This is a genomic window from Nocardiopsis salina YIM 90010, assembly GCF_000341025.1.
Classification (GTDB): Bacteria; Actinomycetota; Actinomycetes; order Streptosporangiales; family Streptosporangiaceae; genus Nocardiopsis; species Nocardiopsis salina.
Map to the genome: position 1 here is coordinate 29,039 of NZ_ANBF01000021.1, position 21,655 is coordinate 50,693.

At 71.7% G+C, this 21,655-nt stretch carries 15 protein-coding genes and 1 pseudogene; 10 read left to right on the forward strand and 6 right to left on the reverse strand.

Annotated features, from left to right (window positions below):
- Positions 1–315: 315 nt before the first annotated feature.
- From D474_RS0102260 to D474_RS0102285, 6 genes are all read left to right on the forward strand, one after another.
- Positions 316–2,625, forward strand: a complete 2,310-nt coding sequence (locus D474_RS0102260) for a HelD family protein (protein ID WP_017611977.1) — start codon at positions 316–318, stop codon at positions 2,623–2,625.
- 387 nt (positions 2,626–3,012) lie between these two features.
- A complete protein-coding gene (locus D474_RS0102265) occupies positions 3,013–4,053 on the forward strand; it encodes a 2-keto-3-deoxygluconate permease (protein WP_017611978.1) in 1,041 nt (346 codons plus the stop codon).
- Positions 4,050–5,240, forward strand: coding sequence for a four-carbon acid sugar kinase family protein (locus D474_RS0102270; protein WP_017611979.1), 1,191 nt, complete (start codon positions 4,050–4,052; stop codon positions 5,238–5,240). Before D474_RS0102265 ends, D474_RS0102270 begins: the two co-directional genes overlap by 4 nt.
- Entirely contained in the window at positions 5,237–6,277 is a 1,041-nt protein-coding gene (gene pdxA, locus D474_RS0102275) for a 4-hydroxythreonine-4-phosphate dehydrogenase PdxA (protein ID WP_017611980.1), read from the forward strand. Before D474_RS0102270 ends, pdxA begins: the two co-directional genes overlap by 4 nt.
- Positions 6,278–6,516: 239 nt before the next feature.
- Entirely contained in the window at positions 6,517–7,443 is a 927-nt protein-coding gene (locus D474_RS0102280; protein ID WP_026118099.1) for a GntR family transcriptional regulator, read from the forward strand.
- Between the two features lie 166 nt (positions 7,444–7,609).
- Positions 7,610–8,380: a hypothetical protein gene (locus tag D474_RS0102285; protein WP_017611982.1), complete on the forward strand. Its 771-nt coding sequence runs from the start codon at positions 7,610–7,612 to the stop codon at positions 8,378–8,380.
- A 46-nt stretch (positions 8,381–8,426) separates the two neighbouring features.
- Here the strand turns inward: D474_RS0102285 and D474_RS0102290 are convergent, their stop codons facing one another.
- From D474_RS0102290 to D474_RS0102310, 4 genes and pseudogenes are all read right to left on the reverse strand, one after another.
- On the reverse strand, positions 8,427–12,167 hold the full coding sequence (locus D474_RS0102290; protein ID WP_017611983.1) for a caspase, EACC1-associated type: 3,741 nt from the start codon (positions 12,165–12,167) through the stop codon (positions 8,427–8,429).
- Positions 12,167–12,643 (reverse strand): hypothetical protein, encoded by a 477-nt coding sequence (locus D474_RS0102295; RefSeq protein WP_017611984.1) that lies wholly within the window; start codon positions 12,641–12,643, stop codon positions 12,167–12,169. Before D474_RS0102295 ends, D474_RS0102290 begins: the two co-directional genes overlap by 1 nt.
- 252 nt (positions 12,644–12,895) lie before the next feature.
- Positions 12,896–14,046, reverse strand: a pseudogene (locus tag D474_RS27395) (PLP-dependent cysteine synthase family protein).
- 350 nt (positions 14,047–14,396) lie between these two features.
- On the reverse strand, positions 14,397–16,592 hold the full coding sequence (locus D474_RS0102310; RefSeq protein WP_017611987.1) for a WD40 repeat domain-containing protein: 2,196 nt from the start codon (positions 16,590–16,592) through the stop codon (positions 14,397–14,399).
- A gap of 162 nt (positions 16,593–16,754) precedes the next feature.
- Between D474_RS0102310 and D474_RS0102315 the strand changes: the two genes are divergently transcribed.
- The 3 genes from D474_RS0102315 to D474_RS0102325 all read left to right on the forward strand — a co-directional run bounded on the left by D474_RS0102315 (position 16,755) and on the right by D474_RS0102325 (position 19,379).
- Positions 16,755–17,468, forward strand: a complete 714-nt coding sequence (locus tag D474_RS0102315; RefSeq protein ID WP_017611988.1) for a hypothetical protein — start codon at positions 16,755–16,757, stop codon at positions 17,466–17,468.
- 168 nt (positions 17,469–17,636) lie between these two features.
- Positions 17,637–18,782, forward strand: coding sequence for a hypothetical protein (locus D474_RS0102320; protein ID WP_152476589.1), 1,146 nt, complete (start codon positions 17,637–17,639; stop codon positions 18,780–18,782).
- Between the two features lie 96 nt (positions 18,783–18,878).
- Positions 18,879–19,379 (forward strand): metallophosphoesterase family protein, encoded by a 501-nt coding sequence (locus D474_RS0102325; protein WP_017611990.1) that lies wholly within the window; start codon positions 18,879–18,881, stop codon positions 19,377–19,379.
- An 86-nt stretch (positions 19,380–19,465) separates the two neighbouring features.
- Here the strand turns inward: D474_RS0102325 and D474_RS0102330 are convergent, their stop codons facing one another.
- Positions 19,466–20,155: a DUF1028 domain-containing protein gene (locus D474_RS0102330; RefSeq protein WP_017611991.1), complete on the reverse strand. Its 690-nt coding sequence runs from the start codon at positions 20,153–20,155 to the stop codon at positions 19,466–19,468.
- A 6-nt stretch (positions 20,156–20,161) separates the two neighbouring features.
- Entirely contained in the window at positions 20,162–20,560 is a 399-nt protein-coding gene (locus D474_RS0102335) for an AraC family ligand binding domain-containing protein (protein WP_017611992.1), read from the reverse strand.
- A 188-nt stretch (positions 20,561–20,748) separates the two neighbouring features.
- Here D474_RS0102335 and D474_RS0102340 point away from each other — a divergent pair, with 188 nt between their 5' ends.
- Positions 20,749–21,429 (forward strand): SWIM zinc finger family protein, encoded by a 681-nt coding sequence (locus tag D474_RS0102340; RefSeq protein WP_017611993.1) that lies wholly within the window; start codon positions 20,749–20,751, stop codon positions 21,427–21,429.
- Positions 21,430–21,655: the final 226 nt, after the last annotated feature.

Here is a 21,655-nt window from a genome sequence, read left to right on the forward strand (position 1 = left end):
TCCTTTGCGGAAGCTGGTCGGTGGGGACCGCATGCCCGGGGCCGTGGGGACGAAGAACGACCGCCGGTGCGGGCGGTCGCTGTCACGTGGGTACGCGAACTCCTCGAGCGCCGCCTAGAGGCGGCGCCACCACTGGGCGCGGGTNGCATGGGCACGAGTGTAGCGCCTGGCGGGGTCTGCTGGGGAGGGAAGGCGGAGTGAGTCGGGACGCAGCATCGAGAGACCACGGAAAAGGAGCCCCGTGTTAATATACGGAGCCCTCTGACTCAGAAATCGATGAATCCACACATCTTCCAAGCTCAGGATATCACCTTTATGAACCACGGTCAACAGCACCCCGAGGGCTCCGCCGACACCTCCGCCGAACGCGCGGCCCTGGCCACCGAACAGGCCCGGGTCGACGTGATGTACCGGCGCCTGGACGAGCTGCGCGAGAACACGGACGGCCGGCTCGCCGAGGCCCACTCCCAGGAGCGTTCCGGGTACGCCGCCCTGGAGGAGCGTGAGACCCGCGCCTTCGAGCACGCCCGGCGACGCGCCCAGCTCGGCTCGGTCGAGGAAGGGCTGTGCTTCGGCCGCATCGACCTCGCCCACCCCGGAGAGGAGGAGCCCGAAGCGCGCTATGTGGGACGCATCGGCCTACGCGACGCCGAGCACGAGACGATCCTGGTGGACTGGCGCGCCCCCGCTGCACGGCCCTTCTACGCTGCGACCCCGTTCGACACCCAGGGGGTGACCCGCCGCCGCAGCCTGCGCGTGCGCCGACGCCGTGTGGTGGGCCTGGACGACGACGTGCTCGACGCGGAGCACCTGTCGGAGTCCGAACGCAGCGGGCTGGTGGGCGAGGCCGCGCTGCTCGACTCGCTGCAACGCGGGCGCACCGGGCGCATGGGCGACATCGTGGCCACCATCCAGGCCGAACAGGACCGGGTCATCCGAGCCCCGTTGTCCGGGATCATGGTGGTCCAGGGTGGGCCCGGTACCGGCAAGACCGTGGCGGCCCTGCACCGCGCGGCCTTCCTCCTCTACACCCACCGGCGGGTGCTGGAGCGGCGCGGTGTGCTGGTGGTCGGCCCCAACCCGGCGTTCCTGCGCTACATCGGCGACGTTCTGCCCGCGCTGGGCGAGAGCGAAGCGGTCATGCGCACCCTCGGCGAGCTCGTGCCCGGGGTGCACGCCACCGGGCACGACGGCCACGAGCGCGCCCGCGTGAAGGGATCGGCACGGATGGCCGACCTCGTGCGCGCCGCGGTCGAGGACCGCCAACGCGGCCCGGAGCGGGCCTTCGGAACCGAGGACCTGCACGTGGAGACCGACTCGGGAACGGTGACGGTGCCCGGGGCGGTGTGCGCACAGGTGTTGGAGACCGCGCGGGGGCTCGGACTGGCGCACAACGTCGCCCGCAAGTACGTGGTCACCACACTGCTGCGGGAGATCGCTCGGGCCGAGGCGCATCTGCTGGAGCGCCCGGTGGACGAGGAGGACCTGCCGTTCCTGGCCGAACGACTCTGGTTCGAGGACCCGGTGCACGCCGCGGTGGAGGCCCTGTGGCCGTACTTGAGCGCCCAGCAGTTGTTGGCGGAGCTCTACGCCGACCGCGAGGCCATCGACCGGGCGGGCGACCGCGCCGACCTGGACAGCGGCGAGCGCGACCTGCTGTTCCGCGAGGCCGGAGCGCCGTGGACGGTCGAGGACGTGCCGCTGCTGGACGAGGCCGCGGAACTGCTGGGGGAGGACAACAGCGCCGAGCAGGCCGCCGAGCGCCGCCGCAGGGCCGAGCAGGAGGAGGAGATCCACTACGCGCAGGGCGCTCTGGAGATCACCGGGATGCACGAGGACAACAGGATCGAGGTCGCCGACTTCGCCGCCCACCACCATGGCGGCGGCCCCGAGCGCACCACCGCCGACCGGGCCGCGGGCGACCGCGAGTGGGCCTACGGACACGCGGTCGTCGACGAGGCCCAGGAACTGTCGGCGATGGGCTGGCGGGCGATCGTGCGCCGGGTACCGACCCGTTCGCTGACGGTGGTGGGCGACCTGGCCCAGACCGGCGGTGCGGGCGGTGCCGGGTCCTGGACCGAGGCGCTGGAACACCACGCCCCGGGAAAGGTGCACGTGGAGCATCTGCGGGTCAACTACCGCACCCCGGCGCCGATCATGGCGGTGGCGGCGGACGTGCTGGCGGTGGCCGAACCGGGCCAGGAGCCGCCCGAGTCGGTTCGCACCGCGGGCGACGCACCGCGGGCGGTCGCCGTGGACGGCCCCTGGGAGGGGCTTCCGGGACTGGTCGAGGAGGAGCGCGGCGCGATCGGCGAGGGGCGTGTGGCACTGGTGACCGCGGACCGGCTGGTGGACGAGGTCGCCGCGGCCGTGCCCGGGGCGGCCCGGCCGGGACCGGGACGCGACGCGCTGTCGCAGGAGGTGGTGGCGCTGACCGCGACCGAGGCCAAGGGGTTGGAGTTCGACTCGGTCGTCGTGGTCGCCCCGGAGGCGGTCCTGCAGCAGCCGCGCGGGGCGAACGACCTGTACGTGGCGGTCACCCGGGCCACGCGGCGCCTGACGGTCGCGCACTCCGGGGACCTTCCCCCGGTGTTGGCGCGGTTGCGCGAGACCGCGGGGGTCTGACGGGGGCGTAGCGGTCGTGGGGGCCGTTCCCACGGGTTCTTGCCACCGGAGCGGCTTCGGCGCCGAACCGGTTCCAGCAGCAAGCCCCGGCGCGCGGACGCCGGGACGATGCCGCCCACCGTCCCTTCGCGGGCTGCCGGGTGCCGACCGGGGTTCCCCGGGAGGCATCACAGACGTGAACACCCGGCCTGCAGGGCGTTGTGCGGCCGGTCGTGTGCCCGCAGCCTCCGCGGAACGGGGCCGTTGGCGCCGCCGGAACCGTCCTGTCCTGTGAATTCCTGTGCACGAGCGTTGGCACAGCACGTTGCTGTACGTACAATCTGTACGGACAATAAGCGTCATGCCCTCGGGTGCAGCCACGCTCGGGGCTCCTGCGAACGGACATGTATGCGCGACAACCACGGGTCACCGGTCCCCCTCTTCCACTGGATGAACAAGATCCCCGGCGGGGCGATGCTCATCCCCCTGGTCCTGGGTTCGGTCATCGGCACCTTCGCCCCCGCCGCCCTGGACATCGGCAGCTTCACCACCGCGCTGTTCAAGGACAGCGCCATGCCTCTGATCGCGCTGCTGATCTTCGCCACCGGGACCCAGGTCAGTCTGCGCACGAGCGGACCGGTCCTGGCCACCACCGGCGTGGTCCTGCTGGGCAAGAGCATCGTGCCCGGTCTGCTCATCATCGCCCTGGCCATGGTCACCGGCCCGGAGGGCGTCTTCGGGATCTCGGTCCTGGCGATGATCGCCGCCGCCACCAACGCCAACGGCGGGCTGTGGCTGGCCATCACCGGGCAGTACGGGCGTGCCAAGGACCGCGGCGCCTACATCGCCGGCGCCGTCAACGACGGCCCCTTCTTCGCCCTGCTGTTCATCGGCGCGTCCGGCCTGGGCCAGATCCCGTTCGTGACCCTGCTCGCCGCGATCGTCCCGTTCCTGTTGGGTGTGCTGGTCGGCAACATCGACCACCAGTGGCGCGAGGTGCTCAAGCCGGTGCCCTCGATCGTCATCCCGTTCTTCGCCTTCGCGCTCGGCACCGACATCGACCTCGCCGACGTCGCGCAGGGCGGACTCACCGGGATCCTGCTCGGTGCGGTCATCACGCTCGTGACCGGCGGGTTCGTCTACCTCGGGTACCGGTTCCTGCTGCGCCGAGGCAAGGAGTCCGGCCTCGGTTTCGCCGCCGGTACCGCCTCCGGCAACGCGGTGGCCACTCCTGCGATCGTCGCCGCCGCCGACCCGTCCTTCGCCGCCTACGTCGGAACCGCGACGCCCCAGGTCGCAGCCAGCGTTCTGGTCACCGCGCTCCTCGCCCCGGTGGTCACGACCTGGGTCCTGCGCCGGGCCGGGTCCCAACCGGCCCAGGCCGAGAAGGCCGAGGAAGAGGCCCGGGCAGCCGCAGCGAACAGCACCGACGAGGAGGGACGCTCATGACCGGCCCCCACATCTCCGTGGTCGCCGACGACCTGACCGGAGCGGGCGACACCGCGGTCCAGTTCGTGCGTGCCGGGTGGAGCACCGAGCTCCAGCTCTCGGCCGCCGGCACCGCGGCCGAGGTCGTGGCCGTCACCACCGATTCGCGAAGCCTGCCCGCCGACGGGGCCGCACAGGCCGCCGGTCAGGCAGTGCAGGACCTGCGTGCCAACGGCGTCGACCTGCTCTACAAGAAGGTCGACTCGACCCTGCGCGGGCCCATCCGTTCCGAGATCGACGGGGTCCTGAAGGTGTGGGGGCCCGGGGCCGTGGCCGTGGTCTGCCCCGCCTTCCCCGCCAACGGGCGCACCGTGCGCGACGGGGTCCTGCTCGTGGACGGGGTCGAGGTCCACCGCACCGCCGTGGGCCAGGACCCGGTCACCCCGGTCACCGAGAGCCGCGTGGCCGAGCTCCTGGACGCCGAGCACGTGCGCCTGACCGGCATCGACGCCCGTGAGGACGCTGAACTCCTGCGCGCGGCAGGGCCCGTCGCTGTCGTCGACGCCGAGACCGAGGCCGACCTCGAACGTGTGGCCTCGGCCGTGGCCGCCCTGGGCCCGGACGCGGTTCCGGTGGGTTCGGCCGGGCTCGCCGCCCAGCTCGCCCGCACCTGGGCGCCCCGCCACACGAACGGCCCTGCCCTGGTCATGGTCACCTCGTTGCACCGCACCGCCCGCGACCAGGTCGCACGTCTGGCCGCCGAACCGGGCACCCGGGTGGAGCGCCCCGGAGCGGCCGACCTCGCCGATGAGGAGGCCTGGCAGTCCTGGAGCCGCAGTGTGCTGGAGCGCTTCGACGCCGGCGCTCCGCGCTTGGCTCTGGTGGCACCCGACGACCGCGACGGGGCGCTGTCCCCGGCCGACGTGGCCCGCCGTTTCGGGGCCCTGGCCGCACGCATCGCCGAGGAGCACACGCTCTCCGGTTACGTCGTCACCGGCGGCGACGGGGCCCGCGCCCTGACGACCCAGCTGCGGGCCCGCGCGATCGCGCTCACGGGCGAGGTCGCACCCGGTATCCCGATCGGCACCGTCTCCGGCGGTCCCCGACACGGGCTCACCATCGTCACCAAGGCGGGGGGCTTCGGCTCCTCGACCGCACTCCTGGACGCCGCCGACGCCGTCCGCCACACGAAAGGCCAGAGCACATGAGCCGACCCGAACAACGCCCCACGCTCGCCGTCACCCTGGGAGACGTGGCCGGCATCGGACCCGAGATCACCGCCAAGGCACTGCTGCACCACCCCGAGGTGCGTGATTGCGCCCGCCCGGTGGTCATCGGTGACGCCGACTCGCTGCGCCGTGCCGTGAGCGCGGTCGGCGGCGACCCGGCCGCCGTCAACCCGGTGGAGAATCCGGAACAGGCCGCCGACCGGGCGGGGATCATCGACATCGTCCAGAGCGGCCCGTCCCTGGGACACGTGCCCGCGGGCGAGCTCAGCGCCGACGCCGGCGACGGGGCGGCGCGGTTCGTCATCGAGGCGGTCGACCTGGCCGAGCGCGGCCTGGTGGACGGGATCGTCACGCCGCCGCTGAACAAGGCCGCCATGCACCTGGGCGGCCACCCCTGGCCCGGGCACACCGAGCTGCTCGCGCACGAGTTCGGGGTGAGCGACTACAGCCTCGTGCTCTCCGCCGGGGACCTGTCGTTCTTCCACCTGACCACGCACGTGTCGCTGCGCCGGGCCATCGAGGACGTCACCCAGGAGCGGGCCCTGGAGGTCCTGCGCCTGATGAGCGCCTTCGCCAAGGCCCAGGGCGACGCCGACGAGCCCATCGGGGTCGCCGGCCTCAACCCCCACGCCGGGGAGAACCGCCTGTTCGGGGACGAGGACGCCGACATCCTGGAGCCCGCCGTCGAGCGCGCCCGCGCCGAGGGCATCAACGCCCACGGCCCGCTGCCCGCCGACGCGTTGATCCCCGCCGCCGTCAAGGGCAAGTGGAAGCTGGTCGCGGTCTGCTACCACGACCAGGGCCACGCACCCTTCAAGGCCGTCTACGGCGACGACGGCGTCAACATCACCGCCGGCCTGCCCGTCGTGCGCGTCTCCGTCGACCACGGGACCGCTTTCGACATCGCTGGGCAGGGCATCGCCCGCGAGGCCAGTCTCGTGCTGGCGATGCGCCGCGCCGCCGAGCTGGCCCCCGGGTGGGGCCACGTGTGGCGGGCCACCAACCCCGGCGCCTGACCGGGGAGGGAACGGCGGCGGGCGCCCGGTCTGGGCGGACACGGGGCGCCCGCCACCGTGCGGCCGTAGCGGGGGCGCGGCCGCACGCGCACGATCCCCCGTCCCGGGGTTCCGGGGCGGGGGACCTGTTGTCGGTGGGGGCCTGGGGGAGGGTTTCCGGTCGGCGGGAGGCCGGGCCGCTCCGTGGTGGGGTGACGCGCTGCGGTACCGGCCCGGAGCCCGGCGGCACAGGTCCTAAAATGGCACCCATGCCTGTCGACCGCTCCGACCCCCGCCCCCTGCACGCCCAGGTGGCCGACGCCCTTCGCGCGGAGATCCGGGACCGGTCGATACCGCCGGGCGAGACCCTTCCCAGCGAGGCCGCGCTGCGCGAGCGTTTCGGGGTCTCCCGGAGCGTGGTCCGCCAGGCCCTGGGCACGCTGATCGACGACGGCAGTGTGCACCGCGCACGCGGTCGCGCCCCCGTGGCGGCCTCGCCCACCGAACATCACAGGCTCGTCCAGCGGGTCACCGGTCTGCACGACCAGTTCTCCTCCGAGGGCCTGAGCCTGTCCACGGAGGTACTGTCCCTGGAGCACGTGCGCACCGCCTCCCCCGCCGCCGCCCGCCATCTGGGCACCGACGACCTGCTGCGCCTGGAGCGCCTGCGTTCGGTCGGTGGGGAGCCCCTCTCCCACGTGCGCACCTGGCTCCCGCGGGTGCGGTTCAGCCACCTGACCACGCAGATGCTGAACGACGCGTCCCTGCACCGGGTCATGCGTGAACGGTTCTCTGCCTCCCCCACCAGCGGTCGGCGCCAGGTGCGTGCGGTGCCCGCGGACCCGCGGATCGCCCGCGGCCTCGGGGTCGCCGACCGGTCGCCGCTGCTGCTGCTCGAGGGCGGCACCTTCGACCAGGGCGGCACCCCGCTGGAGTGGTTCGAGAGCTGGCACCGGTCCGACCGGGTGGTCTTCGACATCGAGGCGGAGGACGGGGTGGACCGGGTCAGCCTCGCGCCGGCGCAGGAACGCGGGCACGCGGCCCCGGGTCCGGAGGCTTCCCGCGGGGCCGCGGACCGGCGGCAGGACCCTGGGGTGGAGCGTTCGGGCGGACCGGGTCTGGAGCGCGTGTGGGACCTGGTGGAAGAACTCCGCGCCGAAGTGGCCCACCTGCGCGAGCGGGGATGAACGGGCCGGGGCAACGGGGGCAGGTGCACGGGCACGGCTGATCCTCCCGTCTCCCCGGGTGGGCTTTGTTCCCGCTGTGACCGCGGTCTCGCGATCTCCCGTGAACCGACCGGTACCGGGTGCCGTCGGAGTGGGCGTACGCAGAACGAAGCAGTGAGGATCCCCCATGCCCCTGAAGGCCCGTCACGCCCTGCTCCCCCTGGCGCTCGCCCTGCCGCTGGCCGGGTGCGGCTCTCCGCAGGTCGAACTGGAACAGAGCGACCGGTTGGAGGCCCTGTTGCCCTCCTCGTCCGACTACCCGGACGCCTTCGACGTGGAGACCGTCGACATCACGGACGTCGAGGACGACGGTTCCACCGGCGGTGACTGGGACTCGATCTCGCCCGCCGAGTGCGAGGACGCGATGGACGGAGGCCCGGGCGACGTGCCCGACGAGGCCGCCGAGGGCGCCGCGCAGACCCTCACCCCTTCCTCCGACGACACCGAGCGCGTGTACGTGTACATGCTGACCTCCGGCGACTACGAGGAGGCCCCCCAGGAGGAGGCCGACTTCCGAACGATGCTCGACGCCTGCTCGACCATGACGGCCACCACCGACGGCACGGAGTTCGAGGGAGGGATGTCCTCCGCCGAGCCGTCCACACTGCCCGCCGGCGGCGAAGGCTTCACGATGGAGGTGGCCGGCGGCGGCGTCGAGATGGCCACGACGGTCGCGTGGGCACAGGTCGAGGACGTGCACCTCGTCCTCATGGGCATCACCATGGGCGACGGTGCGGAGGTCGACCCGTACGAGATGGCCCACGAGTGCGACTTCGACGACCGCGACTGCCGGGACCGCGTGACCCAGCGCGCCGAGTCCGACCTGCAGGACGAGATCGACGCGGAGTTCGACGAGGTGCTCGAGGCCGGGGTCACCGCTCTCGAAGCCGGCCTCTGATCCGCCCGCCGCGGGCACCAGGGGGTTCCCCGGTGCCCGCCCATGACTACCCCGCCGGGGCCGGTTCCCCGGCAAGCAGCTCGGCACACACCGCCTCGGGCTCAGCGAGGCAGCGCCACGCGGGCACTCTCACCGTGTGCACCCCCGCCATCTGCCCGAAGAGCACGGCTTCGTCCACGGACCGGTGCAGGGCCCGCCCCGGATCAGGTGCACCCGGTTCACCACTGCCCGCGGTGTCCACGTAGAGGGCGGTCCCACCGTGAGGGCCGCTGATCCACAGGTCACAGGTGTAACCGTTCCGGGTCGTCCGCGCCTCCGGTCGCACACCCGCGTCGGTGAGCGCCTCGAACAGGCGACCGCGCGCCTCGCCGGCCTCGGCACGGTCGTCCGAAGCGGTTGCGCGCGACAGATCCTGCAACAGACCTCCCCGCTCGCTCCAGTGTTCCCGGTCCCCCACCACGTACAGGCGGGCGCGGGCGCGCGTGACCGCGACGTTCCACAGGTTCTGTTGCCGGGCCGCCCAATCACCGGTTCCACGGTTGACACCCGCCGCGGCGGCCGGTGAGACCACGATGACGTCGCACTCGCCCCCTTGGAACGTGTGCGCGGTACCCACACGGATACGTTCGCCCACCTGGTCGCCGAGCCGGTGTTCGATCTCCCTGACATGTGCGGCGAACGGAGAGACGACCCCGATGTCGGCGTCCGGAGGCAACGTGCGCCACAGATCGCGGAGCAGCTCGATGACACGTTCGGCCTCCTCCGGGTTGCTGCACGAGCGCCCGCCCGGCCGTTGGGGGCGCCCCCGGACGTCGATCCACTGAACGGCACGGTCGGAGTCCACGGCCAGGCCGGCGGTCTGCGTGCGTACCGCCAGCCTGCCCGCATAGAAGCGACGGTTGACCGGGGCGACGATCTCGGGGTGGCAGCGGTAGTGCTCGTCCAGCCAGAGGACCTCCCCACCGGAGGACGCGAGTGCGGAAGCAGCCGCGTGGTAGGCGGAGGAGCCGCTGTGGATCAGGGCACGTTCCTCCAACCACTCTTGCCTCAACTGGTGCGTCGCCTGGATCCGACGATCCTCGTGGGGGCCGAGGGGGTGGACGGGCTGCAGCTGGTGGGGGTCGCCGATGACGAGGGCGCGCCGAGCGCGGTAGAGCAGGGGGATCAGGTCGGAGACGGTGCACTGGCTGGCCTCGTCGACCACCACCAGGTCGAACAGGCCGTCCGTGGGCGGGAAGACACCACGGACTGAACGGGATGTGGTACCCCAAGCACGTACCACCTTCACGAGCTTGGTCATGCCCTTCCACCCGGTCCCACCGGTATCCAGGTCGCGAAGGCGCTGTTCGAGGACCGAACGGCCCTCCCCGAGCGCCTGGGCCACGCGGGCCAGGAGGTAGGAGCGGCTGTCCTCTCGGCGCTCTTCGCGCACGTTCCCTATACGCTCCACGACCTCCTCGGCGGAGCCCTTGTCCTCGAGCGCGTCGAGGAGTGCCCGCCACTCGAGTTCCGTGGTGAGGAAGGCCAGCAGTGGGGCCAGCTCGGCCCGGGTGCCTGCCACGCCCAGGGCGCGGCGGATGCGCCACCGGTTCCACCATCCCAGCCAGCGGGACTCCAGGGCGCCTTCGACCCTGCGCGCCCAGGCGCGGATCGCCTGCCCGTCAGCGAAAGTTCCGGGGCCCACCCCGTCGGGCAGAGCCTCGATCTCCCGTGACCGCGACGCGGCCAGGACCGCCAGTCGGCGCTCGGTCTCACCGATGCTGTGCAGTTCGCTCCGTGCGTTCTCCAGGCGCCGCCGGTGCAGGGCCAGACGCTCCTTCGGCGTCTCCGGCTCGGTGTGTTCCCAGGACGCCGACAGGAGGCGGTTGAGAATCTCCCCCTCCTTGCCTCGCTTCTCCTTGTTGCCGGTGCGGACGACCAGGTCGGCCTCGCCGTGCAACCCGTTGACCCGGCCGACCACCTCGTCGACGGCGGCGTTGTTGGTGGAGGCGACGAGCACCGACTGTCCGTCGGCGACCGCCGTGGTGACCACGGAGGTGATGAGTTCACTCTTGCCCGTTCCCGGGGCCCCGGTGGCCACCGTCAGCGGCCGGGTCATGGCCGACGTCAGGATCTCCTCCTGCGCGGTGTTGCTCCGACCGGTGACCACGGGCAGGACGGCCGGCACCCGGGCCTCCGGCGCGGGCGGGTCGGAGAAGCTGGACAGCGCGGTGCCACGGATCCTGTCGATCTTGATGCCCGACCCACGGTGGTCGAGGTCCCCGAGGAGTTGCTTGACGGCGGCCCCGGCTGTGTCGGCCCGGTAGAGCATCGCTGCATTCTGGGCACCCTTGCGCGCCGCTCGCCTGACGTCCAACCGGTCGTTGAGTTCCCCGGCCACCAGGTCGTCGACGCGGGCGAACCCCACACGGTCACAGACCGATCGGGCCTTGTCCGCCAACCCGGAGACGCCGCTGCCGCCCCAGTCGGCCCGGAACCATTCGAGAAGCTGCTCGATGTCGCTCTCGTCCAGTTCCTCGGCGGAGACGAGCAACTCGCGGTTCAGTTCGGGATCCCCGACAGGTGCGAGGTAACGGCGCCCCTTCTTCTCGAGCACTTCCACGTCCATGGCGAACAAGGGCGCGACCTTGGTACGCCCCTCTCCGCCCTTTCCCGACGAGGTCGGGGAGAAGAGCACGGCCGGGTAGCCGTAGCGAAGGGTCTGCCCCTCCTTCTCGGCGGCCCGGGCAAGGGCGTCGGCGGCCCCGTGCAGGGCCCACCCTTCGGAAGCACCGCTGAGCAGCTGCTCCGACCCCATGTCGCAGACCGCGACCTCGCGGCCGTCGGCGTCCGGGAGCTGTTGGAGCACGCTCTGGCGCTGCAGGCAGTCCCGGTAGTAGTCCAGCAGCGACTCCCAACGCCAGGTCCCGTCCTCGTGGACGGCCTTCGGCCCTCGCGTCCGGTCGGCCCCGCCGGAACGGCCGTCCTGCCCGAGATCGGCCCCGTCCTCCCCGGCATCGGGGCCCGTGTCCCGGGCCTGTGCGTCCTGGCTCCCCGGGAGCGCGGCCGCTGTGGCCGAACCGGTGTGCCGTGCGAGGATCAGCGCTCCGCGCAGCCCCAGACCGAACCCCGTGACCCGTTGGGTACCGAGCCGGTCCACTTCGCGGTGGACGTACTGGTAGAGATCGATCGCATCGATCCAGCCGTCGCCGTTGGCATCGGGCGCGGCACCGGACAGGCCCCGGACCACGGCAGCGCTGAACGGCGAGGGCCGGATCCCGCCGGAGTTGTCGCCCTCGCGGGCCTTCTCCAGCGCCCCGGAGGCCGCCAGGACGTAGGTCCCTTCCCCGTTGTCGAGCTGGCGTTCGAAGTCCAGGGACTCCTCCTGCTCCGAGCGGGTGGCGAACCCGTCGGCGAAGGCGCCACCGTGGCAGCAGTCCAGCAACAGGACCTTGCTCTCCATGCGCGAGTCCTCGAACATGCGCTTGAGCGCCTCGGACGAGAGCGCCGTGCCTTCCAGGAGCTTGCGGCGCGTGTCCCGGAAGGCCAGGTTCAGCCGCCCCCGCTTGTCCTTGAGGCCGTGCCCGGAGAAGGAGACGAACAGCAGGTCGCTCGGCTTGCCGTCGTCGAGCGCCTGCTCCAGCACCTCCATGGCTTCGGCGCGGCCCGGGTCGGTGAGCGCCACGACCCGATCGAAGTGGCCGTTGTCGCGGAGCGCTCTCTCGATCTCGGCGGTGTCGGCCCTGGGGGACCGCAGGTCCTCGAGGTCGTCGTAGCGGTTCACCCCGATGAGGATCGCCGTCCGCATCAGCGCTCGTCACCGTCCTCGAGCGGCGCCCGCACCTCGGGGCCCTCCCCTGCCCCGGCCACGTTCAGGACACCGGTGCGCTCTTCGACGCCGGGTTCGTCGAGTGCGCGCACGTAGGCCTGCACGTCCTCGGGAGCGACCGGCCCCGTCACCGTGATCCTGGCCCCGTCCTTCTCGATGGTGACCGATTTCTGGCCGCTCTGTTCCAGCCAGTTCCCGATGACGGTGACCAGAGGGGTGAGTACCTGGCGCACCGCGACACCTGAGACGAACACGAGCCCCGCGACCGCCGTGAGGCCCCCGTCCCGAACGGCCGGCCCGGTTGCGGTCTCGGCCGCGTCCTCGCCCATACACACGTCGTCGACATCCAGGCGTCCGAGCCCGCGGACCAGACCTCTGGTGTGGCGGTCCGCCTCCTTCTCCGTGACGTCGTCCTGGAACTCGATCCTGGCCACGAGATCGCCCAACGGGCCCACCTGTGCACTTTCCGTTGTGGAAGGACGGCCGGAGCCGCCGCTACGCGTTGACATTCCGCACCGCTGGTTCTACCAAAAGGCGCTGTGCCACAGGGTTTCCGAGTGTCTCCGTGGCCGGATCCGGCCACGCGCGGCCGAGGGGCGGACGGCGCCGGAGGGGGATCCGGCGCCGTCCTCGGGGGTGGGAGGGGCGCACCGGGACCGCCACGGGGAGAGTCGGGACGACCCCGGTGCGGGCCGGGGGCCATCGGCTCAGGTGGCCGGGCCCACGGGGGCGGGTTCGTCCCAGGTACCGGTCCGGAGGAAGTTCTCCAGCGTCTTGGTGTAGGGGGTCAGATCCTGCCCGATGTGGGTCCGGACCCAGCCGTCGTCGTAATAGTTGTGCATGTACCGCTCGCCCTGGTCGCACATGAGCATGACGACGCTGCCGCGCTCTCCGTCTGCCAGCATCTCGGCCACGATGCGCAGCGCACCCCACAGATTGGTGCCCGTCGACGGGCCGGCTCGGTGGCGCAGGCGTGACAGCAGCAGGCGCATCGCAGCGACCGAAGCGGCGTCGGGAACCGAGATCATCCGGTCCACCACTCCGGGCAGGAAGGAGGGTTCCACCGTCGGACGTCCGATCCCCTCGATCCTGGAGGGCCGGCCCTGCACCCACGTGGCGGGGCCGCCGNGGGGAAGAACGCCGAGTTCTGCGGATCCACGACACACACCCGGGTGTCACGGCGGCTGAACCTGATGTGGCGCCCGATGGTCGCGCTCGTCCCTCCGGTGCCGGCGCCGACCACGAACCACCGGGGATCGGGGTGGCGTTCCTCGGCGAGCTGGCGGAAGACCGTGGCCGCCACGTTGTGGTCGTCACGGTAGTCGTAGGCGCGCTCGGCGTAGGTGAACTGGTCCATGAAGTGGCCCGCGGGGTCTGCCTGGGCCAGCCGGGCGGCCTCCTTCTCGATGTCACCGTCCTTACCCGGGTTGCGGACCTCGCCCCCGTAGGCCTGGATGAGATCCACCTTCTCCTGACTGGTGCTCGCCGGCACCACGGCCGTGAAGCGCAGCCCGAGCAGGTGCGCGAAGTAGGCCTCCGAGACCGCCGTAGACCCGCTGGAGGCCTCGTACACGTGGCTGCTCGCGTCTATCCACCCGGTGCACAGGGCGTGCAGGAACAGTGCCCGGGCCATACGGTGCTTGAGGCTGCCCGAGGGGTGGACCGACTCGTCCTTGACGTAGAGGTCGATACCCCAGTCCGCGGGCAGGGGGAACAGGAAGACGTGGGTGTCCGCTGACCGCGTGGCATCGGCGTGCAACAAGCGGACGGCCTCTTTGACCCACGCCCGCTCGCCTCCGTCGTAGTGGTCGACGATCCGTGTCGTGGCGACCTTCGGTTCACTCGGTGTACTGGCCATGCGCTGTGACTACCCGGCGCGCCGTTCCGAAGACGTTCCGAGCTGGTTTCACCAGGGCACACGCCCGGCTCCGCCCGGTTTCCGCGGAAAGGTCCCGGCGGTGGAGGGCGGTTCCGGACCGTCCTCTTCGCGGGATCCGACAGGGCCGCGGACCAGGGCCTGTTCGGCGGGCACCGCCCACCCGTCACCCGCCACCACCCTCAACGGACACCTCCGGCGCAACACACCCCCACGTCACCCGCCACCACCCTCAACGGACACCTCCGGCGCAACACACCCCCACGTCACCCGCCACCACCCTCAACGGACACCTCCGGCGCAACACACCCCCACGTCACCCGCCACCACCCTCAAGGGCATCCACCGAACAGTCCCCAACGTTGATCACTGTGGACCACGTCCACCACACGCACGCCGCCCTCGCCGACCACGGCGAGGGTGTTCCCGTCGGGGGAGAACTCCACGTCGCTGGTTGCCCCCGAGGTCCGGGTCCGGCTCAGGGGCTTCAGGGTCTCCAGGTCGTGCAGGGCGATGGTGCCGTCCTCCCCGCACCAGGCCAGATGCCTGTCGCTCACCGCGAGGGCGCGCGGGTGGTCGACCCGATGCATGGCCGAGGCCCAGGTCTGGCGCATGCGTTCACAGGCCGACTGCCGCCCCGTGTCCAGGTCCCACAGGGTCAGCACGAGCTCTTCAACCCAGTCGCCGTCCCGCTCGCGGGTCAGGGTGCGCACGTGGAGGCTGACCAGCCGATCGGCCTCCGGGGTGAACCGCAGCAGCATCCACCGGCCTTCGGGCCACCCCGCGCCGAGTCTGCGGCTGCCGCCGTCGACCAGGTCGAAGAGGGTGATGTGCGACCCCCTGCCGGCGAGGGCGTACAGCTCCTGCCCGGGACTGATCGCGTCGGGCGCGTAGGGGCCGTACATGCTGGTGTAGAGGTCGAAGTCCCGCCCCTCGTGGCGCGCGGCCTCGATCAGTTCCTCCTGCGCCCCGGGGTCCAGGCGCGGAAAGGGGCACTCGGGCCCGGACCGCACCGGCTCGTTCGGGTCCCGCGCGTCGACCACGGACCACTCGCCGACGGACGGGGAGTAGACCGCCACGGCGTCACCCTCGGGGCTCCACACGGGCGTGCTCACGCGGGTGTCGAACCCGCTGCGGTGGCTCGTGCCAGGTTCCGGTCTCCACAGGCGCACCCCGCTGTCGCCGCCGGTGGCCACCAGACCGCCGTCGGGTGACCACGCCAACGCCGTGGTCTCCTCCGGGGCGCACTCGATCCGGGCGAAAACCGACGGTTCGGCGGGCCCACCGGTCTCCCACAGGACGAGGTCGGACCACCCCTGGTGGCGCGAGCGCAGCTCGGCGAGCGCCCGCCCGTCGGGCGACCACTCCACCGCCTTGGTCCAGGCGTCCTCGAAGGCACGTTCCTCCTGCCACAGGATCCGCTCGGAACTGGGCTCGCACAGGGCCGCCCCGCGCCGGGAGTACACGCAGACCCGGTCGTTCCCGGGGTGGCGGCGCACACCGGTGATGGGGTCCCACGGCACCCCGCGGGCCCACACCGAGTACGCGGGCGCCCTCCCCGGATCCGGCCAGGTCACCAGGAGGCTCTCCGGCATGCTGGACGCCCCGCCCTGCACCCATTCACGTCCCTGGGTCAGTGCGGTGAGGGCGCCGTCCGGGCTCCAGTCCAGGTCGAGGACCTGCCGTACCCGGCCGCCGGGCAGGAGCCACGGTGACCGCTCCCCGTCGTCGACCGTCCACAACCGCACGCCGATGTCCTCCCCCACTGCGAGCGTGCGGGAATCGGGCGACCACGAGATGACCGGCCGCCCGCTGAAGCCCGACCGGGGCGCGGTGTGGGTGGCGGCGATCTCCTCCCAGGTCACCGTGTTGTACACGAGCACCGTGTGAACGTGCTCGAGGCGGCCCTCCGTGCCGAACCTGTCCTGGTCGTCGTGCTCGCCCAGGTCGGGGAAGCGGTCGCTCCTGCCCAGGACCGCGAGGCGCTGCCCGTCCGGGCTCCACAGGGCCACGTCCAGGGCGGCCCCCTCGATACCGATCCGGCGCTCCGGCGTCCAGTCGCGCGGGTTCCAGATCAGCACGGAGGTGTCGTGGGAGCCGACCGTCGCCAGGCGCTCGCCGTCCGGGGACCACTCGAGCGAGCGCACCGGGGCGCGGTGGCCGGTCAGGACCCGCACGAGCCGGAGGTCGTCGGGGGCGGTGGCCGGACCCCGTACGGTCAGCTGCACCGCAGGCAGGGCGCGTTCGGCACCGGTCAGCCACTCGGACACCAACGGGCGCCGCGCCAGGAGGTCGTGCAGCACGCAGGCCACCTCGGCCCGGTCGTGGGAACGCACGAGCAGGTGGGCGTGGCTCAGCAGTAGCCAGCGCAGATGTCCCACCGGGGAACGCGGATCGGTCCCTCCCCGCGCGCGGGCGTCGATCGAGTCGGCGACCGCCTGCGGGCCGCGTAGGAGGATCGCATCCACGAGCGTGGGAAAGTCCCTGGTCAGGGCTGCCTGGCTGTCGGAAGGGTCGAGCTTGTCCACAACCGGAACGCTAACGTTTTCCGGGGCCCTCGTTCACCCTCCGTCGTGGCCACTTCCGGTCACTGTTGTTCACCCGACGGCATCGGCGGAGTCGTCACACCAGGGCAGGATCTTCCCTTTGGACAACCCCCACGGGCGCGTGTTCTGGGGTTGACTCGAGGTATGAGCCGACTCACCACCGACATTCTCTTCCAGGTGGCCGACCACCGGGTCTTCGGCCGCGCCCTGGCCCATCTCGAGCTCGTGGACGAGATCCGCGAGGAAGGCGACCAGGTGTACGGCACGCTGATCCACGAGGGCGTGACCTACCGTGCCCGTGTCTCCGACGAGGAGGAGTTCACGTGGAACTGCGACTGCGCCGAGGGCCGAGGGCAGACCCCGTGTTTCCACGCGGTCGTGACCGGGATCGCCTTCGCCGTTGACTGGCACCTCCGCCCGTGGCCGCCCCGTCCGCCGAAATCGCCCCTGGACGTGAGTCCGTTCCCCTTCGACCACGACGGTCTGATGAGGCGGTTGCGGACCGGAGAGCAGGAGCCCGACGAGCCGCCTCTGGCGGTCGCGTTGGCGAGGGAGGTGTCCAACGGCAGGTGCCACGACCTGGGGTTGTTGTTCCACGAGGCCCTGGACGTCTTCCTGCTGCCCGCGGCGGAACAACGGCCGGCCTACCTGCGGGCGCTGGCCGGGGCCAGGGAGGCCATCGGGCAGTTCTACGTCAACGGCCAGCGCGACAACGGTGAGGAGCTGTACGACTCGGTGCTCGCGTACGTGGAACGCACCGAAGACATGATCGAGGACCCCGACGGTGCGGTCGCGACTGCCGTGCGCATGGTCGTCGGTATCCCCGACGAGGTTCCCGGAGAGGACGACGGCATCTGAGGGGCCCGGACTCGTGAACTGGTCCCCGACCGTTGTCCGGAGCACCGCACACCACACAGGGCACTCGGCGCGCCCCGAGCGTGACCACAATCGGACAAACATCTACATGCAGCCGGAGAACGGGGAAGAACGGCACAGAAAGCCTCCCCCGACCGGAGAGGTACTGCGGTGCTCCCCTCCTCTACCGCGTCCCCCGATCCGCCCGACCCCCTGGCCCGGGTGCGAGGGCGCGTGCTGCTCCACGTGCGTGACACAGCACCGGGCCTGCACCTGCGCCTGCCCACAACGGTCGGGGGCATCGTCCTGACCTCGGACGCGCGCAGGGCTCCCCCGCGCAACCAGCGCCTCTACGCGTCCGGGCACGCCTACCCGATGCTGCACGACCCCGCGCGCCACCGCTCCTTCGTCGCCACCGAGGAGGAACCCTTCCGCTTCACGCCGTGGAGCATCTACAACAGGGCCCGCGACCCCGGCCGGGCATTGCTGGAGATGGACCGTTGGCAGAGCCCGATGGCGCTGTTGCTCACCCCCACCGGGTTCCTGCGCGGCGACATCTCGGGGATACGGGCACTGCGGAATGCGGTGCGCCTGCTCGAACGGGTCGCGACCCGACGCACTGTGCTCGCCGTCCCGGTGGGCGCCGACTGGCTGAGCGACTTCGGGGCCCAGACCCTGGTGACGGAGCTGGGACCGGTACACACCCCCAAGGCGCTGGTCCTGGACCCCGAACGCGTCCGGGTGGACACGGCGGAGCGGTTGCGGGCGCTGCGCCTGGTCGTGTCCGAGGTGCCCGACACCGCGGTGCTCGGGGCCGGCCTGGTGGGCCTGGACGCTCTGGTGCACGGGGCATCCTTCGCCTCGATCGACGAGGTCACGGCGGCAGGGGCCACGCCGCCCTACCCGGGCGAGCCCTTCCCGCCGGCAACCCCCACCTGGCCCGGGATCCTGAATCGCACGCTGCTCGCGTACATGGCCGGACCGACGACGACGGTGCACCTGCCCTCCCTGGGCCGGTGCGAGTGCGAACCCTGCCTGCAATGGGGTGAGGCCCGTTCACTGGGCGAGATCGGGCGGCCCTTCGACGAGCTCGGGCAGGCCGCCCCCGGGGAGGTCCACGCACACAACCTCGCTGTGTGGTCACAGCTGTGGGGGGAGGTCGTGCGGGGGCCCTGGCCACTGACGAAGCGCTGGAAAGCCGTGTGCGAGGCGGCTGTGCACGCACACGACTGGCACAACGACATGGCCGGCCCCCGATTGCCACCCCTGGATCCGCCCCGGGAGCTGTACTTCATGGCCGAGGAGCCGAAGCGGTGACCGGGCGAGCGCCACAAGGCCCCGAGACGGAGACACCCGACGCGATCCGCCCGGTCGTCGCGGACCGGCCACGGGTCGGCGGATACCCTGCCGACCATGCGCCTGCTCATCATCTCCGACACCCACCAGCCCAAGCGCGCCCGTGACCTGCCCGCGCAGGTGTGGGAGGAGGCCGACCGGGCCGACGCCGTCATCCATGCCGGCGACTGGTGCGACCTCGATTCACTGACCGCTCTCGAGGCGCGGGCGAAGCGGCTCATCGGCGTGTACGGCAACAATGACGGCCCCGAACTGCGCGAACGCCTGCCCGAGGTGGCGCGCGCGGAACTGGGCGGGGTGCGGTTCACGGTCGTGCACGAGACCGGGCAGGCCCAGGGGCGGGAGAAGCGGTGCGCCAGGCTCTACCCGGAGGTGGACGTACTCGTCTTCGGCCACTCCCACATCCCCTGGGACACCCGCGCCGAGAACGGCCTCCGGCTGCTCAACCCGGGCTCGCCCACCGATCGCCGCCGACAGCCGCACCACACGTACATGACGGCCGAGGTCGACGGTGGCGGGATCGACGTGCAGCTGCACACGGTCGAGCCGGGAGGCTGAGGGCGCGGTGCCCGGGCGCGCCGGCAAGGCCGCAGACCCAACCGGACCTCCTGCGCGGGCAGGAGCACTCCCGGAGTCGAACGCCCTCAGCCGCCGGGGTGCAACAGCCGGTCGAAGGCGCCTGCCGGGCGTGCACGTGTGGGCAGGGACTCCACGAACGGCAGGAGCTCCTCATGAGCGACCCCGTGCACCCGGCGCAGTTCGGCCACGGGGTCGGGGTGCTCATCCACCCTGAGGTCCAGGTACGGGTAGGGGTGGCCGGTGTGCAGGTAGAGTGCGGCGCTCTGACGTCCTCGCCGGTCTCCCCCGGCCTCCTGCCCGGACTCCAGAGCTGCCAGCAACCGTTGGTCCATCGGTTCTGCTGCCGTGGCCTCGAACCGCTCGGCCATCGCGTCGAGTGTGTCAGCGCCGGTGAGGATGTTGCCGGCCACCGCGTAGCCCGCCCCGAGCCGGTGGCCGCTCCACGGGTGGGTCTGTGCACCGGTGTGGGCGGCCGACCGGCCCTCGGTGTCGACGAGGGCGACCTGGCGCGCATCCGCGTCGGGGTCGGTGGCCAGGACCTGGTCCAGGGCCTCATCGGCGGGGCGGGAGTGCAGCAGCTCCAGGGCGTCGGTGCCCAGCAAGGGGTTGATCAGCGCCTGGGTGGCCACAGCCCCTGCGCGCGCGTGGGCGAACACGGTGAACGCGCCGATCGCCGGCATCCGGCTACTGATGGCGACACCGCACGTGCCCGTGGCGGGGTCGTGGGCCACGAGTGTGAAGGTCCCCGCGTACAACCGGCCTCACTTTCGGTACGGTTCCCCGGCCGGGTCTTCCCGACCGTACTCGCCCGGCCCCCGGTGCGCCGGGTGGAGCAGGTGGATGAGGATACGGGCCGGGCCCCCGAGCGGGGTGACGGCGTGCGGGATCCCGGCGGCGACGTGGACCATACCACCGGCCCCCAGTTCGTGGCCCTGGCCCTCGATGTCGAAGCGCACGTGCCCTTCCATCACCTGCACCACGATCGGTGAGGGTGCGCGGTGCTCGGTCATCTCCGAATCCAGGACCAGGTGCATGATGCGTACGTCCCGGCCGGAGTAGAGGCGTTCGGGGGCCACCCGTCCCTCCTGGCCCGGGTTGCTCTGCTGCAACTGTTCGATGCCCGCGCTGATGAGGCTGAACGGCGGGTTCTCATCTGCCATGGCGGTTCTCCCCTACTCTGTTCGGTTCCCGTCGAGCTTTTCACGGCCGGGGGCCGCGCGAAGCTGCCACACGTCCTGGGGGTGCCACATACACACCCGGGCATGAGCTGGGCGGTTGGTTGTGCCAGGAGGCACGTCGGGCGGGGCACCCTTCGGCACGGGCACGGTCTCTCTGGTTGACTTCGGCCATGGCTGAACTCTCGCGCGAGCAACTGCTCCACACCGCCGGGCGCCCCTCCTTCGACCGCGCGTTGGATTACCTCGACCGTGTGTCCGGCCGCCGCCTCAGCCAGGGCCGGGTACACGCGACCGTCAGTGGCAGGGCCCGCTACAGGGTCCAACTCACCGACACGGGCCACTTCTTCTGGAGCTGTGAGTGCCCGTGGGCCATGGAGGGCAACTGCTGCAAGCACGTGGTCGCGGTGGGTCTGGTGCACCTCTTCGACCGCGAGCACGGCGACCAGGCCCCTCAGGTGCCCGATGTCGCCACCCACCTGCGTGCCTTGGACCACGAGAGCCTCGTGGGGCTCCTGCTGGTCGAGAGCGAGCACTCCCCTGCCCTGGCCTTGGAGCTGGAGGCCCGGGCCGCAGTGGTTTCCGGCGACACGGGTGTGCTCTCGAGCCTGTTCGAGAGCGCGCTGGAGACCTCCGAGCCGGTCCCCCAGGAACAGGCGTCCGATTACGCCCGGGCAGTGCACACCGCCGTCGACACGGTGCGAGCGTTGGAGCAGAGCGGCCGGGAGGAGGACGCCCAGGATCTCTTCGAAGCCGTCTACGCCTGTGCCGAGGACGCGGAGGAGCTCGTGGAGGATGTGGAGGGCGAGGTCGCCGCCGCCCTGGACCGGCTGCACGAGATCGACACGGCCTGAGGCAGTGGAGCGCTGTATTGGACGACGGAGGCCGACCCTCGGATCGGTCGGGGCTTGCCGACCTGCTGCGGGCATCACGTGGGCAGTTTCTGGGGCGCTGATCCCTCAGGCGCGATCGAGAACCTGATCGAGGTCCGGGCGGCACGGTCGCGGCGGTCGTGAGCGAGATCGTCCACATGGCCGATTCCGTGCACGAGTAGGGGCGGCACAGGAGCGGTCACACCAG